The 17,177-nt window shown below is 65.8% G+C and carries 15 protein-coding genes and 1 riboswitch; of the genes, 11 read left to right on the top strand and 4 right to left on the bottom strand.

Going from position 1 to position 17,177, the window contains the following annotated elements; all coding sequences use genetic code 11:
* Positions 1-89: 89 nt before the first annotated feature.
* Complete coding sequence (locus tag ACZ60G_RS29925) at positions 90-1,511, bottom strand: short-chain fatty acyl-CoA regulator family protein (protein WP_465814185.1); 1,422 nt, start codon at positions 1,509-1,511, stop codon at positions 90-92.
* 149 nt (positions 1,512-1,660) lie between these two features.
* On the opposite strand from ACZ60G_RS29925, the gene prpD reads away from it, so the two are divergent.
* Entirely contained in the window at positions 1,661-3,175 is a 1,515-nt protein-coding gene (prpD, locus tag ACZ60G_RS29920; RefSeq protein WP_465814159.1) for a 2-methylcitrate dehydratase PrpD, read from the top strand.
* A gap of 8 nt (positions 3,176-3,183) precedes the next feature.
* Here prpD and ACZ60G_RS29915 read toward each other — a convergent pair whose 3' ends face one another.
* On the bottom strand, positions 3,184-3,360 hold the full coding sequence (locus tag ACZ60G_RS29915) for a DUF1737 domain-containing protein (protein WP_465814158.1): 177 nt from the start codon (positions 3,358-3,360) through the stop codon (positions 3,184-3,186).
* 23 nt (positions 3,361-3,383) lie between these two features.
* Between ACZ60G_RS29915 and prpB the strand changes: the two genes are divergently transcribed.
* The 3 genes from prpB (at position 3,384) to ACZ60G_RS29900 (ending at position 5,896) form a co-directional block, all read left to right on the top strand.
* Positions 3,384-4,292, top strand: coding sequence for a methylisocitrate lyase (prpB, locus tag ACZ60G_RS29910; protein ID WP_465814157.1), 909 nt, complete (start codon positions 3,384-3,386; stop codon positions 4,290-4,292).
* 4 nt (positions 4,293-4,296) lie between these two features.
* Positions 4,297-5,415: a bifunctional 2-methylcitrate synthase/citrate synthase gene (locus tag ACZ60G_RS29905; RefSeq protein WP_465814155.1), complete on the top strand. Its 1,119-nt coding sequence runs from the start codon at positions 4,297-4,299 to the stop codon at positions 5,413-5,415.
* Positions 5,416-5,509: 94 nt separating this feature from the next.
* On the top strand, positions 5,510-5,896 hold the full coding sequence (locus tag ACZ60G_RS29900; RefSeq protein ID WP_063042885.1) for a nuclear transport factor 2 family protein: 387 nt from the start codon (positions 5,510-5,512) through the stop codon (positions 5,894-5,896).
* A 455-nt stretch (positions 5,897-6,351) separates the two neighbouring features.
* On the opposite strand, the gene metE is transcribed toward ACZ60G_RS29900, so the two are convergent.
* Positions 6,352-8,607, bottom strand: a complete 2,256-nt coding sequence (metE, locus tag ACZ60G_RS29895; protein ID WP_465814152.1) for a 5-methyltetrahydropteroyltriglutamate--homocysteine S-methyltransferase — start codon at positions 8,605-8,607, stop codon at positions 6,352-6,354.
* A gap of 140 nt (positions 8,608-8,747) precedes the next feature.
* Positions 8,748-8,952: riboswitch (cobalamin riboswitch) on the bottom strand.
* A gap of 305 nt (positions 8,953-9,257) precedes the next feature.
* Between metE and ACZ60G_RS29890 the strand changes: the two genes are divergently transcribed.
* From ACZ60G_RS29890 to coaD, 3 genes are read left to right on the top strand one after another with little or no spacing between them, the layout of a single operon-like run.
* Positions 9,258-12,662 carry a pyruvate carboxylase gene (locus tag ACZ60G_RS29890; RefSeq protein ID WP_465814150.1) on the top strand — a complete coding sequence of 1,135 codons (3,405 nt, stop codon included), beginning with the start codon at positions 9,258-9,260 and terminating at the stop codon, positions 12,660-12,662.
* Complete coding sequence (gene rsmD, locus ACZ60G_RS29885; protein ID WP_465814148.1) at positions 12,659-13,219, top strand: 16S rRNA (guanine(966)-N(2))-methyltransferase RsmD; 561 nt, start codon at positions 12,659-12,661, stop codon at positions 13,217-13,219. The genes ACZ60G_RS29890 and rsmD overlap by 4 nt, the downstream gene beginning before the upstream one ends.
* Before the next feature lie 54 nt (positions 13,220-13,273).
* A complete protein-coding gene (gene coaD, locus ACZ60G_RS29880; protein ID WP_433525616.1) occupies positions 13,274-13,759 on the top strand; it encodes a pantetheine-phosphate adenylyltransferase in 486 nt (161 codons plus the stop codon).
* A gap of 62 nt (positions 13,760-13,821) precedes the next feature.
* Here coaD and ACZ60G_RS29875 read toward each other — a convergent pair whose 3' ends face one another.
* Positions 13,822-14,337, bottom strand: a complete 516-nt coding sequence (locus tag ACZ60G_RS29875; RefSeq protein ID WP_465814146.1) for a GtrA family protein — start codon at positions 14,335-14,337, stop codon at positions 13,822-13,824.
* Between the two features lie 303 nt (positions 14,338-14,640).
* Between ACZ60G_RS29875 and ACZ60G_RS29870 the strand changes: the two genes are divergently transcribed.
* From ACZ60G_RS29870 to rnc, 4 genes are all read left to right on the top strand, one after another.
* A complete protein-coding gene (locus ACZ60G_RS29870; protein ID WP_465814144.1) occupies positions 14,641-15,387 on the top strand; it encodes a DivIVA domain-containing protein in 747 nt (248 codons plus the stop codon).
* 77 nt (positions 15,388-15,464) lie between these two features.
* Entirely contained in the window at positions 15,465-16,094 is a 630-nt protein-coding gene (locus ACZ60G_RS29865) for a YceD family protein (protein ID WP_465814142.1), read from the top strand.
* A gap of 54 nt (positions 16,095-16,148) precedes the next feature.
* On the top strand, positions 16,149-16,331 hold the full coding sequence (gene rpmF / locus ACZ60G_RS29860) for a 50S ribosomal protein L32 (protein WP_014987105.1): 183 nt from the start codon (positions 16,149-16,151) through the stop codon (positions 16,329-16,331).
* 22 nt (positions 16,332-16,353) lie between these two features.
* On the top strand, positions 16,354-17,076 hold the full coding sequence (rnc, locus tag ACZ60G_RS29855; protein WP_465814140.1) for a ribonuclease III: 723 nt from the start codon (positions 16,354-16,356) through the stop codon (positions 17,074-17,076).
* Positions 17,077-17,177 lie beyond the last annotated feature (101 nt).

Genomic DNA, 17,177 nt, shown 5'->3' with positions numbered 1-17,177 from the left:
CCGACAGCACAATCTCGACAGCAGAAGGCCCACGATGCGACACACAAAATAGGTTACATACTTACTTGCCTAATTTCAGGCGCGACACACTAGCGCAGGATTCGGGGGTAGGGCAGATCCGTGCTGATGTGCTCGGTGACTGCGAGGGGGCTGCCGATTTGGGGGAAGGCGCGCTGTGGGCAGGAGGGGCGCTCGCAGACTTTGCAGCCCGCGCCGATCGGTACCGCTGCGGCCGGACTGTCGAGTTGTAGGCCGTTCGAATACACCAGCCGATCGGCGTATTCGATATCGCAACCCAGGCCGATCGCGAAATCCTTTGTCGCCGTGCTGTATCCGTGGGGTCCCGCCAGCGCGGTGCGGGCGATCCAGAGGTAGCGGCGGCCATCGGGCATCGCCGCCATCTGGGTCAGGATGCGACCAGGATTGGCGAATGCCTCGTGCACCACCCACAGCGGGCAGCTGCCCCCGACCCGGGAGAAATGGAATGCCGTGGCGGACTGGCGTTTCGAGATATTGCCCGCCCGGTCGGTGCGGACCAGGAAGAACGGAACGCCGCGCTGCCCCTGCCGCTGCAGGGTGCTCAACCGGTGGCAGATGGTCTCGAAGCCGACCTCGAAACGCAGACTGAGCAGATCGACGTCGTAGCGCAGTTCCTCAGCCGACCGCAGAAAGCGGCCGTACGGCAGCACCAGCGCGCCCGCGAAGTAATTCGCCAACCCGATGCGCGCCAACGTCCTGGATTCGCCGGTGAGCGAGGGTGTTTCGGCGAGTACGGCATCCAGATCCTTGCCGTACAGCAGAAAACCGAGGGTGGTGGCGATTTGAAATGCGCGCTGTCCGGGACGCAGCCGCCGCGCCAGCGTCAGCGTGCGGCTGTCCGGATCGTAATGCCGTTTCGGGATGGACGGATCCGCGCCGTCACCGCGCACCAGCACGGTGACCCCGGCGCGCTCTTCGGCCACCCTCGCGAGTTGCCGATCGAGTGATCCGATGCTCAGACCGCACTCCTCGAAGAGTTGTTCGGCCGCATGATCGAGTGGCGCTATGTGATTGTGGTGGTCGTAGAAGAAGTCCCGCACGTCCTCGTACGGCATGGGCACGCCGGGCGCACCGGCCGGCGCGGCCACCCGGGCGGAGAGCAGGTCGAGTTGATCTGTCGCTGCGCGTAGTCGCCGATGCATCGCGACGACGATTCGGGAGACCTCCGGCAGTCGCGTCGCCAGTTCCTCCACCTCGGTCAGTGGCGCACTGTCACCGCCCGCCGCGTCGACGAGCACCTCGTGTAGATCCGAGACCAGCCGGGCATCGGAGTCGGCCGCGAAGAATTGCACGTCGAGGTCGAAGGTGGAGTTGAGCTTCAGCAGCACCGGAATGGTGAGCGGTCGCTGGTCGCGCTCGAGCTGGTTCAGGTAGCTGGGCGATAGATCCAGGGATTTCGCCAGTGCCGCCTGGGTCATCCGCCGTTCCTCGCGCAACCGTCTCAGTCGGGCGCCCGCGTACATCTTGCGCACCGCAAGATGGTAGCCCTCGGAATTCGCAATCATCGCAAAATGGAGGATTCTCGCCCGCAGAAATCTGCTGTTGCAAGGGATTTTGCCGAAGATCAATCCTGCGTAGCGTGCGAAGTAGGGCCGCTGGCCCGTCTGGAACCGGAGGATGGATGAAAACCCACGTCGTACGCGCCCGCGCCGCTGCCGTGGACTTTCCGCGCACAGAACATTTGGCCACCAGAATTGCCGAGGTCGCCGCCGATCCGGTCGAGGTGACCGCCGAGGTCAGCGCGATGATCGTGAACCGGATCATCGACAATGCCGCCGTCGCGGCCGCCGCGCTGCTCCGCCGCCCCGTGACGAATGCGCGGGCGCAGGCACTCGCACAGCCGTATGCGCGTCGGTCGGGCGCCACGGTTTTCGGCTTGCCGCCGCGGCGTCGAGTGTCACCGGAGTGGGCCGCGTGGGCGAATGGAGTCGCGGTGCGCGAGCTCGACTTTCATGACACCTTCCTCGCCGCCGAGTACTCCCATCCGGGCGACAATATTCCGCCGATCCTCGCCGTCGCCCAGCACACCGGTCGCGGTGGCGCCGCGCTGATCCGCGGCCTGGCCACCGGTTACGAAATCCAGATCGACCTGGTGCGCGGAATCTGCCTGCACGAATACAAGATCGATCACGTCGCACATCTCGGTCCATCGGCCGCCGCGGGCATCGGGACGCTACTCGGCCTGGACACCGAGACGATCTATCAGGCCATCGGGCAGGCGCTGCACACCACCACCGCCACCCGGCAATCCCGAAAGGGCGAGATCTCCAGCTGGAAGGCATATGCCCCCGCATTCGCCGGAAAAATGGCGGTGGAGGCGGTCGACCGGGCCATGCGCGGCGAGGGTGCGCCCGCACCGATCTGGGAGGGGGCGGACGGCGTCATCGCCTGGTTGCTCGGTGGGCCGGAAGCGGAATATCAGGTGCCGCTGCCGAGCCCGGGCGAGGCGAAGCGGGCGATCCTCGACAGTTACACCAAGGAGCATTCGGCCGAATACCAGAGCCAAGCGCCCATAGATCTCGCGCGCCGAATGCGGGCGCGCATCGGCGATCTCGATCAGATCGCCACCATCGTGCTGCACACCAGCCATCACACGCACGTGGTCATCGGCACGGGCTCCGGTGATCCGCAGAAGTTCGATCCGCACGCCAGCCGCGAGACTCTCGACCATTCCGTTCCTTATATATTCGCGGTCGCGCTACAGGACGGCGGTTGGCATCACGAGCGGTCCTACGCGCCCGAGCGCGCACGTCGGGCGGATACCGTCGCGCTGTGGCGCAAGATCTCGACGGTCGAGGATCCGGAATGGACGCGCCGCTATCACGCCACCGATCCGAACGAAAAGGCCTTCGGGGCACGGGCGGTCGTGACGCTGAAAAGTGGCGAGACGATTGTCGATGAGCTGGCGGTGGCGGATGCGCATCCGCTGGGTGCGCGGCCGTTCGCGCGCGAGCAGTACATCGCGAAGTTCCGCACGCTGGCCGAGGGCGTGATCGAACCCGCGGAACAGGACCGTTTCCTCGACGTGGTGCAGCGCACGGCGAAGTTGGCCCCCGGGGAACTGGATCAGCTGACGTTCACCGTATCGCCCGAGGTTATGGGGCGGGCACCGCAAGCGCGCGAGGGGATCTTCTGATGTCGGCGCTATTCTTCGCCCCAAGTCAGCGCCTGCGCGGCGATCACATCGGTGCCGTTGAATGTGACGGCGGGCGATCCGTGCAGCCGGTAACCCTGATCGAGCAGGCTGCTGATCCGTTCGCAGAAGGTGGCGTCGTCGACGCCGGTGATCAGCCGATAGCGCAGGGGACGGTCCTCGGTCATGCGCTCAGCCTAGGCCGGTCGCGATGACAGGACTGCTCGCCGCTGCTACGAGCGCTGCCGATAAACGTGTGGCACTGCGCGCCGGGTTGGCTTCTGGACAAATCCAGCGCTGGCCGGGAGCCTTCAACCCGTTGGTGGCCAAGCTGATTCAGGAGCTCGGCTTCGAGGGCGTTTATGTCTCGGGCGCGGTGGTATCGGCCGAACTCGCGCTACCGGATATCGGCCTGACCACCCTCACCGAGGTGACCGCGCGGGGACAGCAGATTGCGCGGGTGACCGATCTGCCGGTGCTGATCGATGCCGATACCGGCTTCGGTGAGCCGATGAATGCGGCGCGCACGGTGACCCTGCTGGAAGATGCCGGGCTCGCGGGCTGCCATATCGAAGACCAGGTCAATCCCAAGCGCTGTGGGCATCTCGACGGCAAAGTCGTGGTTCCGGTCGACGAGATGGTCCGTCGGTTGCGTGCCGCGGTCTCGGCCCGCCGGGACCCGAACTTCGTCGTCTGCGCGCGCACCGATGCGCGCGGGACCGAGGGGCTGGATGCGGCGATCGATCGGGCCAAGGCCTACGCCGACGCGGGGGCCGACCTCATCTTCACCGAGGCACTCGCCGATGGCTCCGAATTCGCGAAGTTCCGTGCCGCGGTGGATATTCCACTGCTTGCGAATATGACCGAGTTCGGCAAGTCGGAATTGCTATCAGCTCCAACGCTGGCGGATCTCGGCTACAACGCCGTCATCTATCCGGTGACCACGCTGCGCTTGGCGATGTTCGCGGTAGAGCGCGGCCTGCGTGAAATTGCTTCCACTGGAACGCAATTCGGGCTGGTCGGTGAGATGCAGCACCGGGCGCGACTCTACGAGTTGCTCGACTACCAGCAGTACAACGACTTCGATTCCGGAATCTTCAATTTCACCGTGAGTGAGTAAAACGATGACTGAAATAAAGAAGGGCCTGGCCGGGGTGGTGGTCGATACCACCAGCATCTCCAAGGTTGTGCCCGAGACGAATTCGCTGACCTATCGCGGCTATGCCGTGCAGGATCTGGCCCGGCACTGCGGTTTCGAGGAGGTCGCCTATCTGCTGTGGTACGGCGAACTCCCCGACGCCGCCCAACTCCAACTGTTGTGTCAGCGTGAACGCGCCCAGCGGCGCATCGATCGCTCGATCCTGTCGCTCATCGAGAAGATGCCGCAGAACTGTCATCCGATGGATGTGGTCCGAACCGTGGTCAGCTACCTCGGCGCGGAGGATGCGGAACTCGATGCCGCACAAGGTGATCGGGCATTGTTGGCGAAGGCGTTAGGGCTCACCGCGGTGTTGCCCACGGTCATCGCCGCTGACATGCGCCGCCGTCGTGGACTGGATCCTATTGCGCCGCATTCACATCTGGGCTTTGCCGAGAACTTTCTGAATATGTGCTTCGGCAAGGTGCCGGATCCGCGCATTGTGCGCGCCTTCGAGATTTCGCTGATCCTCTACGCGGAGCACAGTTTCAACGCATCCACCTTCGCCGCGCGCGTGGTCACCTCGACCCGGTCGGATATGTACAGTGCGATCACCGCTGCGATCGGTGCGCTCAAGGGTCCGCTGCACGGCGGTGCCAACGAGGCCGTCATGCGCACGATGCTGGAGATCGGTGAGCCCGAACTGGCCGCGGAGTGGTTGCGCGCCGAGCTATCCGGCAAACAGAAGGTCATGGGGTTCGGGCATCGCGTGTACAAGAACGGCGACTCGCGAGTGCCGACAATGCGCGAGGCCCTGGACCAAGTCGTGCAGGTGACCGGTGACCAGCACTGGTTGCGCATGTACACCGCATTGGAGCAGGCCATGGCCGAGGCCACCGGCATCAAACCCAACCTCGACTTCCCGGCCGGACCCGCCTACTACCTGATGGGCTTCGACATCGAAATGTTCACGCCGATCTTCGTGCTGAGTCGCATCACCGGTTGGACCGCTCACATCATCGAGCAGTCCGCCGCCAATGCCCTGATCCGTCCGCTGTCCGAATACGTCGGGGTGCCGCAGCGCGAACTGCTGGTCACGGGCTGATCCTGGCGCAACCAAGCAATTGTTTGGTGTAATCGGGGCGATCGAATCGACCGATGTGCCCGATCGCATCGGCGCAAGGAAGCGAGCGAACCGAATGCCGAGCCCCGACGAAATCGTCACCGCCATGTGCCGCAGCTGGGCCGATCCCGACCCGGACCGGATCAGCGCCTTCTTCGCCGAAGACGCCGTCTACCACAACATTCCGATGGAACCCATCAACGGTCGCGCTGCCATCCGCGATTTCATCGCCGGCTTTCTCAGCACCTTCGAATCCATCGAATTCGACGTGCACCACCAGGTCGCCGCCGGGAATATTGTCATGAACGAACGCACCGATATCCTCCGTGGCCTGGGCAAAGACACACCGCTGCCGGTAGTGGGCGTCTTCGAGGTCGCCGACGGCGCCATCACCGCCTGGCGCGACTACTTCGATATGGCCGCCATCAATCGCGCCTTCGGAACCGAGCCCGCGGCCGAATAGTCGAGGGAATCGGCGGAACCGATTCGGTCGGCCATGCGTCGAATAGGACATCGGGGGTGATATCTGATGGCGACGTATGAGGAGGGGTTACGCATGGATCGTTGCTCGGAATGTCATACGGCCTGGCGGCGGGGACTGAGCGCACGGTCGCGCCTGCGGCCGATGGTCCGCAACGGCGAAAGTTGTGAGAGGTACACGCCGCGCCGTCGGCTCCGGCCTTTCCCCGGGGCCGAATCTCATTGATATGCAGCCTGATAGCGCGGCTACCACACCGCGCTATCGGGCTGCGCGGGCTCCGACGGGGAATGTAGTCGATCGTCAGGTCGGGTGTTCGCGTAGGACGGTGCGGCCACCGTCGCTCTCGGCATAGAAACTGTTGGGAATGGTCTGCCGGACGGTGCGAACCCGGGCGGATGCGCTCGCCCCCGCATCGAGAGGACGAGCGCACTATCCGCTTAGCGCACCGCTGCCGCGGCAGCGACCAGATTGCGCAATGACGCCTCGACCTCGACTGGTCCACGCGTCTTCAATCCGCAGTCCGGATTGACCCAAAGCCGTTCGGCGGGAACGGCCTTCAGTGCGGCGCGCAGGGAGGCGGTGATCTCCTCCACGCTCGGCACCCGCGGTGAGTGGATGTCGTACACGCCCGGTCCGACACCGAGATCGAAGCCTGCGGCATTCAAATCGTCGAGCACCTCCATATGCGAGCGTGCCGCCTCGATCGAGGTCACATCGGCATCCAATCCGGCGATCGCATCGATGACCTCACCGAATTCCGAATAGCAGAGATGGGTGTGGATCTGCGTGGCATCCGAAACGCCGGAGGTCGCCAACCGGAAAGCACCGACCGACCACTCCAGGTACTCGCCCTGATCGGCCGCGCGCAGCGGCAGCAGTTCCCGCAGGGCGGGTTCGTCGACCTGGATGATCCGAATACCCGCGGCCTGTAGATCGACAGTCTCGTCCCGGATCGCTAGCGCCACTTGACGTGCCGAATCCGCCAACGGTTGGTCATCGCGGACGAACGACCAAGCCAGAATCGTCACCGGGCCGGTGAGCATGCCCTTGACCGGCTTATCGGTCAACGATTGCGCGTAGCCGATCCAATCCACGGTCATCGGCGCGGGCCGCGCCACATCGCCGAACAGAATCGGCGGCCGAACGCAACGCGTGCCGTAGGACTGCACCCAGCCCGCGTCGGTGACGGCGAATCCGTCGAGTTGCTCGGCGAAGTACTGCACCATGTCATTGCGCTCCGGCTCGCCGTGCACCAGTACATCCAGGCCCAGCTTCTCTTGCAACGCAATGACATCCGCGATCTCGGACCGCATCCGCCGCACGTACTCGCACCTGTCGATTTCACCCTTGCGCAATGCCGCGCGTGCCAGCCGGATCGCCGAGGTCTGCGGATACGAGCCGATCGTCGTGGTCGGCAGCGCTGGCAACCGCAGCCGCTCGGCTTGCACTGTTCGTCGTTGTTCCGCGGGTGCCCGCCGAGTCGCATCCGCACCGAGCGAGGCGAGCCGCGCCCGCACCTGCGAATTGTCCAACCGAGGATCGGTGCGGCGAGTAGCGAGGGCGGCACGGACCGTAGCCAATTCATCGGCGATCGCCTCGGACCCCGCAGTCAGTCCGGTCGCGAGCAACCGCACCTCGGCGACCTTCTCCGCGCCGAAGGCCAACCATGAACGCAGCCGCTCGTCGAGGCCGGTTTCGCTCGCCAAGGTGTAGGGCACGTGCAGCAGCGAGCAGGAACTCGACACCGCAACGGATTTCGCGCACCCCAGCAGCGTGCCGAGCGTCGCCAAAGCCTTTTCCAGATCGGCCCGCCAGACATTCCGACCGTCGACCACACCCGCCACCAGCAGCTTGTTCGCCAGCGTCGGCACACCGGAGAGATCGGCGTCAACCGTGAAATCCAGTGCGATACCTTCGATTTCGGTCTCGGCCAAGGCGCTCGACGCCGGACCTGGCTTACCAAAATACGTGGCCACCAGCAGTGCCGGGCGATCCGTGGTGGCCGACAGTTCAGCGTAGGTCCGCCGTACGAGTTCGACCTCGCCAGCGGTCAGGTCGGTGACCAAGATCGGCTCGTCGAGTTGTACCCATTCCGCGCCCGCCACGGCAAGCAGCCGCAACAGCTCCCGATAGAGCGGAACCAACTCGTCGAGGCGATCCAGCGCCGCACCGCCGGTTGCCTTCGCCAGCTTCAGGAAGGTGATGGGTCCGACCACCACCGGCCGCGCGGGCACCCCCAGCGCGAGCGCCTCCCGCAGTTCGTCCAGCACCTTCGATGGATCCAGCGAGAACACCATCTCCGGCCCGATTTCCGGCACCAGATAGTGGTAATTGGTATCGAACCATTTGGTCATCTCCAGGGGTTCGACCGTATCGGTGCCGCGTGCCGCCGCGAAATAGCGATCCAGCGGATCGGCGATTCCGGCCACTCGGGGCGGCAGCGCGCCGAGCAGCACTGCGGTATCGAGCACTTGGTCGTAATAGGAGAAAGTGCCGACGGGGATGGAATCCATTCCGGCGCTTTGTAATTCGGTCAGCTGGTCGCGCCGCAGGTCGCGGGCGATCGCGCGCAGTTGCTCCGCGTCGATGCGTCCGGCCCAGTAGGATTCGGTGGCGCGCTTGAGCTCACGGTGCGGCCCCACCCGCGGGAGACCGAGAACCGTCGCGGTGAACGGGTTATGCGTAACAGTCACGAATTTCTCCAGTGCTGAGATCGAAGACCATCGCCCTACGAGCTAGCGGAGACCGAGTGACGTGCCGGTGCACCGTAGGAGCCCGACAATCGCACAGAGGTCCGCGCGCCCAATCCACGAGGCGGTGGCCGCCGGATACGGCGTATCCGACACGGCTGGCAGGTCTTCGGACTTGCGGGCACGGGCCTTCTGGCCGACCCCGTACGGGGCTCACCTACTGGCCGTCGCTTCCCGGGTGGGTACCCAGTGCTCATGACGGCGGTCGTTCCTGCATACCGCTGCGGGACAGTCCCGGAATCTCACCGGGTTCCCTCTCGTTCGCGCACCGGTTACACCGATCCGCGAACTCGACTCCGTAACGCGACGTCGGGGCTCCATCTCGTCTACGCACGGCGAACCAGCTGCGTCAACCAGCATAGGTGGCCGCGCAATCGAATTGCACCGCACTCGGTGTATCGCGCGTTTGCGAAGTTGTCGCCAGATGCGTTCGAGTCGACGGTGGCGCCTGCCCGCACTTGTGACCGCGACGGACGGTGAGATGTGTCGGTGGGATGAACAAAACTTTGCAACTCTGCTAGGACTCGTTGTGAAGGTTTCGTTAATGGGACTTCCCTGTCAGACCACGATTCCGGGCCGGGTACCTTAGTTCAATGTTCTCGAAAGTCTTGGTTGCCAACCGTGGCGAGATCGCCATCCGCGCCTTCCGCGCGGCCTACGAACTCGGCATCGGGACGGTCGCCGTCTTCCCGTACGAGGACCGCAACTCGGTCCACCGGTTGAAGGCCGCGGAGTCCTACCAGATCGGCGAAGAGGGGCACCCGGTCCGGGCGTACCTGTCGATAGAGGCGATCATCGAGGCTGCCAAGTCAGCGGGCGCCGACGCGATTTACCCCGGTTACGGCTTCCTGTCCGAGAACCCGGACCTCGCGGCGGCCTGCGCGCGCGAGGGCATCACCTTCATCGGTCCCTCGGCCGAAGTGCTCGAACTGGCTGGTAACAAGGCCCGCGCGATCGAGGCCGCGCGGGCGGCGGGTCTGCCGGTGCTGAAGTCCAGCGCGCCGTCGGCCGATGTGAACGAACTGCTGGCCGCATCCGAGGAGCTGGACTATCCGATCTTCGTGAAGGCCGTCGCGGGTGGCGGTGGTCGCGGCATGCGCCGGGTCGCCGATCCCGCACAGCTGCGCGAATCGATCGAGGCCGCGTCCCGCGAGGCGGAGTCGGCCTTCGGTGATCCGACCGTGTTCCTGGAACAGGCCGTGGTGAACCCGCGTCACATCGAGGTGCAGATCCTGGCCGACCAGCACGGCAATGTCATGCACCTATTCGAGCGCGACTGTTCGGTGCAGCGCCGCCACCAGAAGGTGATCGAGCTCGCGCCCGCCCCGAACCTGGATCCCGCACTGCGGATGCGCATCTGCAACGACGCGGTGGCGTTCGCCCGTCAGATCGGCTACAGCTGCGCGGGCACCGTCGAATTCCTGCTCGACGAGCGCGGCAACCATGTCTTCATCGAGATGAACCCGCGCATCCAGGTCGAGCACACGGTGACCGAGGAGATCACCGATGTCGATCTGGTGCAGTCCCAGCTGCGCATCGCGGCGGGGGAGAGTCTCGAACAGCTCGGCCTCAGCCAGGACAAAGTCACCATTCGCGGTGCCGCCCTGCAGTGCCGGATCACCACCGAGGATCCGGCCAACGGCTTCCGCCCCGACACCGGCCGCATCACCGCCTACCGCACCCCCGGCGGCGCGGGCATCCGCCTCGACGGCGGCGCGAACCTGGGCGCGGAGATCGGCGCCTACTTCGACTCGATGCTGGTCAAGCTCACCTGCCGTGGCCGCGACTTCCCGGCCGCGGTGGCACGGGCCAGCCGCGCCCTCGCGGAATTCCGCATCCGCGGCGTCACCACCAATATCGGGTTCCTGCTCGCGGTGCTCGACGATCCGGACTTCAAGGCCGGCCGGGTCACCACCTCGTTCATCGATGAGCGCCCGCAGCTGCTGACCCTGCGAGGTTCGGCCGACCGCGGCACCAAGATCCTGAACTACCTGGCCGATATCACCGTGAACAAGCCGCACGGTGAGCGCCCGACCACGGTGTACCCGCACGATAAGCTGCCCGCCATCGATTTGAGCGTGCCGCCGCCGGACGGTTCCCGTCAGCGGCTGCTGCGCCTGGGCCCGGAGGGTTTCGCGCATGCATTGCGTGAACAGAAGGCCGTCGGCGTCACCGACACCACCTTCCGCGACGCACACCAGTCGCTGCTGGCTACCCGGGTCCGCACCAATGGTCTGCTCGGCGTCGCCGGACATGTCGCGCGCCTGACACCGGAACTGCTGTCCATCGAGGCATGGGGCGGCGCGACTTACGATGTGGCGCTGCGCTTCCTGTTCGAGGACCCGTGGGAGCGGCTGGCCGCACTGCGCGAGGCGGTGCCGAATATCTGTCTGCAGATGCTGCTGCGCGGACGCAATACCGTCGGCTACACGCCGTACCCGGAGCAGGTGACGCGCGCGTTCGTGCAGGAGGCGACCGACACCGGCATCGACATCTTCCGCATCTTCGACGCACTCAACAATGTCGACCAGATGCGTCCGGCCATCGACGCGGTGCGCGAAACCGGCACGGCCATCGCGGAAGTCGCGATGAGCTACACCGGCGACCTGTCCAACCCGGACGAAAACCTCTACACCCTCGACTACTACCTCAAGCTCGCCGAGCAGATCGTCGACGCGGGCGCGCACGTGCTGGCCATCAAGGATATGGCGGGCCTGCTGCGCGCTCCGGCCGCCGCGACCCTGGTCTCCGCGCTGCGCAGCAACTTCGACCTGCCGGTGCACGTGCACACCCACGACACCCCCGGCGGTCAGCTGGCCACCTACCTCGCCGCTTGGCAGGCCGGTGCCGACGCGGTCGATGGTGCGAGTGCCGCCATGGCCGGAACCACCAGTCAGCCAGCGCTTTCCGCGATCGTCGCGGCTGCCGCGCACAGCGAATTCGACACCGGTCTCAGCCTGCAGAACGTCTGCGATCTGGAGCCGTACTGGGAGGCGCTGCGAAAGGTGTACGCGCCCTTCGAATCCGGGCTGCCCGCGCCGACCGGCCGGGTGTACACCCACGAAATCCCGGGCGGTCAGCTGTCGAATCTGCGTCAGCAGGCCATCGCGCTCGGCCTCGGTGACCGTTTCGAAGAGGTCGAGGCGAAATACGCTGCGGCAGACCGGCTTCTGGGCCGCTTGGTCAAGGTCACGCCGTCCTCGAAGGTGGTCGGCGACCTCGCGCTCGCACTGGTCGGCACCGGCGTCGATATCGAAAGCTTCGCCGCCGATCCGGGCCGCTACGACATTCCGGATTCGGTCATCGGTTTCCTGCGTGGCGAACTCGGCAACCCGGCGGGCGGCTGGCCCGAACCGTTCCGCAGCCGCGCACTGGCCGGACGCGGACCGGCCAAGCCGGAGACCCCGCTGACCCCCGCTGACGAGGCCGGACTCACCGGTTCCTCCGAACTGCGCCGTGCCACGCTCAACCGCCTGCTCTTCCCCGGTCCCACCGCCGAATTCCTCGCGCACCGGGAAAAGTACGGCGACACCATGGGCCTGTCGGCCAACCAGTTCTTCTACGGCCTGCGCCGCGGCGATGAACACCGTGTGCAACTGGAGAAGGGCGTCACCCTGCTCATCGGGCTGGAGGCCATCTCCGAACCCGATGAGCGCGGTATGCGCACGGTCATGTGCATCATGAACGGCCAACTGCGTCCGGTCGCCGTGCGCGACCGCTCCATCGCCAGCGATATCCCGGCCGCCGAGAAGGCCGACAAGAACAACGCGGGCCATATCGCCGCCCCGTTCGCCGGTGTGGTGACACTCGCTGTGTCCGAAGGCGATTCGATCGCGGCGGGCGATATCGTCGGCACCATCGAGGCGATGAAGATGGAGGCCGCGATCACCGCGCCCCGCGCCGGCATCGTCGGCCGGGTCGCGATCGGCAAGGTGCAGCAGGTCGAAGGCGGTGACCTGCTGGTCGAACTCACGGTGCGCGAGTCCGCGGCCGAATGACCCGGATCGTCGCGGGTACCGCGGGCGGGCGGCGGCTACGCGTTCCGCCCGCGGGTACCCGGCCCACCTCCGATCGGGTGCGCGAGGCGCTGTTCAGCGCCCTGGACGCCCGCATCGATTTCGACGGCGTCCGCGTACTCGACCTCTACGCCGGATCCGGCGCACTGGGCCTGGAAGCACTTTCCCGCGGCGCCACCCACGCCATGCTCATCGAATCCGACCGCAAGGCCGCTGCCATCGTGCGCGGCAATATCGCCGACCTCGGCCTGCCGGGCGCCGAACTCCGCATCGGCTCCGTCGCCACTGTCCTGGCCGGCGGCGGGGCGGGCAAGTACGACGTGGTCTTCTCCGACCCGCCCTACGACGTCGACACCGCGACGGTCACCGCCGACCTGCGCGCCCTCGCCGAACACGACTGGCTGACACCGGAAGCCCTCGTCGTGGTGGAGCGTTCCATCCGCTCACCCGAGATCGTCTGGCCCGCAGGCTATGTCCCCGCCAAGGCACGCAAATACGGTGAAACCCGCATCGAACTAGCCGAATTCGCCCCGGAGTAACTCCGCCGTCGCGGCGTTCGAGGTGCGGATCCGGCCTCCTGATACCGTCTGTTCATGGCAGGAGCGTTGTGCCCGGGCTCGTTCGACCCGGTGACCAATGGACATATCGACGTCTTCGCGCGGGCCGCGGCTCAGTTCGACGAGGTCGTGGTGACCGTCATGGTCAATCCCAAGAAGCAGGGCATGTTCAGCGTCGAGGAGCGCATGGAGATGCTGCGCGAGGCCACCGCGCACCTGCCCAATGTGCGGGTGGAGTCCTGGCAGGGGCTGACGGTGGATTTCGCCAAGCAGGAGGGCATCGGCGCGATCGTCAAGGGTCTGCGCGATGCCACCGACTTCGGCTACGAACTGCAGATGGCGCAGATGAACAAGAAGCTCAGCGGCGTCGACACCTTCTTCATCGCCACCAACCCGACCTTCAGCTTCCTGTCCAGCTCGCTGGTCAAGGAGGTCGCGACCTACGGCGGCGATGTCACCGACATGCTCCCGCCCGCCGTCCACAAGCGCCTGCTCGATCGCCTCGCCGAACGCAAAGGCTGAACGCCCCCAACGAAATCCGCCCCGGTTCCGAAGAACCGGGGCGGATTTGTGTGGGCTGTTGATCAGAAGACCAAGCCACGCAGGGCGAGGAAGCGCATACCGCCGACCGCGGCGGTGATGACCAGGACAGCCGCGGCCTGGAACATACCGCCCATGCCGGGTGCCCACAGTTCGAGCGCGGCCAGTGCGGCGGTGCTGATCCCGAGTCCGACCAGCGCGAGCCCGCCGCCCTCCCACTGCGCGGTGAACCAGCCGACTCGGCCCGCGGCGTGGAAGGTGAGCTGACGGTGCATTTCATTGGCGATCACGGTGCTCACGACCGAGCCGGCGATATTGGCGACCAGGGGACCGACGCCGTGCATCGCGAAGAACAGCAGTACGTAGGCGATATTGCTGGAACCGCCGACCAGGGCGAAGCGGATCAGCTGAGCGAGCGCGCGGTCGCCGCGCAGATACTGCATCAACTGGCCGAACCGAGCAGCCGTCCCCGGCTGCGGCACGGGGTAGGGCCCCGCCCACGGCGTGTACAGGCTGCTTGTCGGCAGAACCGCCGTCCGCGGTAGTTCCAGTACGGTCATTGTCTTTCCGATCCCACACGAGCCTTCGGTACGGACAACCGCGATGGTCATCGCAATCCGCCCGGTCGGCCTCCTCTAACCCCACAGTCCCGGTCAGGGCCTGCGATCCACTTAAGAAGATCTTGTTGCGACCTTCTCGATAAATGTAACACCAAGTGGAGACATATCCTCCACTTGTTTTTGTGGCGTACGAGACACCTACACGACACACCGATGGGGGACTCGGCACGAGCCGTGACGAGGGGCACACTGGGCCACGGCGGAAAGTTTCGCCGTAGGTCTGCACGAGAGTGGGGTAGGAGCATGTATCGCGTATTCGAAGCTCTCGACGAGCTGGTCGCCATTGTCGAAGAAGCGCGCGGCATCCCGCCGACCCGCAGCTGCATCGTGCCGCGCGGTGACGTGCTCGAACTACTCGACGACGTGCGCGATGCGCTGCCCGGCGAGCTCGACGACGCCCAGGATGTGCTCGATCATCGCGACAAGATCGTCTCCGACGCCCGCACCACCGCCGAGACGACCGTGACCACCGCCAACGACCAGGCGCACCAGACCATCGGATCGGCCCGTGAGGAGGCCGACCGGATCCTCGCCGAGGCCAAGGCACACGCCGACCGCATGGTCGCCGAGGCCGGTGCGCACGCCGACCATCTGGTGAATACCGCTCAGGCCGAGGCCGACCGCATCGTCGCCGACGGCAATGCCGAATTCGAGGCCGTCACCGGTCGGGCCCGCATCGAATCCGAGCGGATGATCGAGGCGGGCAAGGCCTCCTATGACCGCTCGGTCGCCGAGGGCGAAGCCGAGCGCGACCGCTTGGTCACGCAGACCGAAGTGGTGCGTGCCGCACATGCCGAATCGGCCCGGTTGATCGACGGTGCGAACGAAGAGGCCGATCGGATGCGCGACGAATGCGACCACTACGTCGACAGCAGGCTCGCCGACTTCGAGGAGACCCTCAACTCCACCCTGCGGACCGTGCGCGGCGGACGTCACCAACTGCGCTCGGGTGCGGGCGCGCCGGATTACGCGGCAGACTATCGCCGCTGACAATTTGGGCGCTCGCCGTGCCCTCGCGTATTGTGGAGTGGTTGCCCATCTCCCCTCGAATGTGAAGTGAGTTCGTGATGTCCGCCGGTTCCGGTCCCGCTTCGCGTCCTCGTACGGCCTCACGCCGCACGCCGGACGCGGGTTTCGTGCTGGATGTCATCAGCCTCGGCCGTCGTCCGGGCACGATGAAAGAGCTGCATCGCGTGGTCACCATCGATGAGCGGATCGGGCTGGATCTGATCGCCATTCCGGTGGACGCCGAGGTGGACCTGGATCTGCAGTTGCAGGCGGTGTCCGAGGGTGTGCTCGTCACCGGAACGGTCGCCGCACCGACGGCGGGGGAGTGCTCGCGCTGCCTCGAGCCGTTCACCGGCGCGATGGAGATTCGGCTCACAGAACTGTTCGCCTACCCGGACAGCGCCACCGAGCAGACCACCGAGGACGATGAGATCTACCGCATCGTGGACGACACGATCGACCTGGAACCGGTGATCACCGACCAGATCGGCATCGAACTCCCGCTGCGGCCGCTGTGCACTCCGGAGTGCGCGGGCCTGTGCCCGGAATGCGGTGTCCGGATGGCGATTGCGGGTTCTGACCATGGGCATGAGATACTTGACCCTCGCTGGGCCGGGTTGGCGAAGTTCGCCGCCGAGTCGCCCGGCAATGGCAGCCCCGATTCGGGTGCAACCAACACAGACCATTAAGACCCAGACAGTGCTGCCGTACCGGCAAGCAACAGGACAAGAGGAGAAGTAGTCGTGGCCGTTCCGAAGCGCCGGATGTCCCGTTCCAACACCAGGTCGCGGCGCAGCCAGTGGAAGGCCACCGCGCCGACCCTGATCACGTGCCCGAACCGCGCCTGCGGCGAGAAGACGCTGCCGCATATCGCGTGCCCCTCCTGCGGCACCTACAAGGGCCGCCAGGTCACCGCTGCTGTCTGATCGTTCGACCTGTCGTATCGACGTGACCGCCAGTAAGGACGAACCCGGCGCGTCCGGTGAACATGCGAGCCTGCTCGCGGCGCTCGGCGTCGACGTGCGGGCCGATCTGCTGCGGCTGGCGCTGACGCACCGGTCGTATGCGTACGAGAACGGCGGGCTGCCGACCAACGAGCGTCTGGAATTCCTCGGCGACTCGGTCCTCGGTCTGAGCATCACCGAGCGGCTCTACCATGAGCACCCGGACAAGTCCGAGGGCGAACTGGCCAAGCTGCGGGCGAGCGTGGTGAATATGCACGCGCTCGCCGAGGTGGCGCGCGGGCTCGGCGAGGGTGGGCTCGGCGTGCACCTGCTGCTCGGTAAGGGCGAAGAGCTCACCGGCGGCCGGGATAAGCCGAGCATTCTCGCCGACGGCATGGAGTCGCTGCTCGGCGCGGTCCATCTCGAGCACGGTATCGATGTCGCGCGTGAGGTGGTGCTGCGGCTGTTCGCCGATCTGCTCGAGCGCGGACCGCGGATGGGCGCCGGACTGGACTGGAAGACCAGCCTGCAGGAGCTCACCGCCGAACGTGGCCTCGGCGTGCCCAGCTACGAGATCACCTCGACAGGTCCCGACCACGACAAGGAATTCACCGCGACCACCGTGATCGGCGGTCGTCCGTACGGTCAGGGCGTCGGCCGCTCCAAGAAGGAAGCCGAGCAGAAGGCCGCGGGCGCCGCCTATCAGGCGCTGACCGACAGTATCTGATTTGCGGCGCCTGTGGCACCGCGTGTTCGCGCCCGCTGGTGTCTCGCGGCAGGCCCTTTCGAGCGACTAGCCAAGCAGTCGCTAGCGGCGTGGCCGAGACT

The sequence above is a fragment of the Nocardia sp. NPDC102475 genome, assembly GCF_055584605.1.
This window is presented reverse-complemented; position numbering and strand designations above follow the sequence as displayed.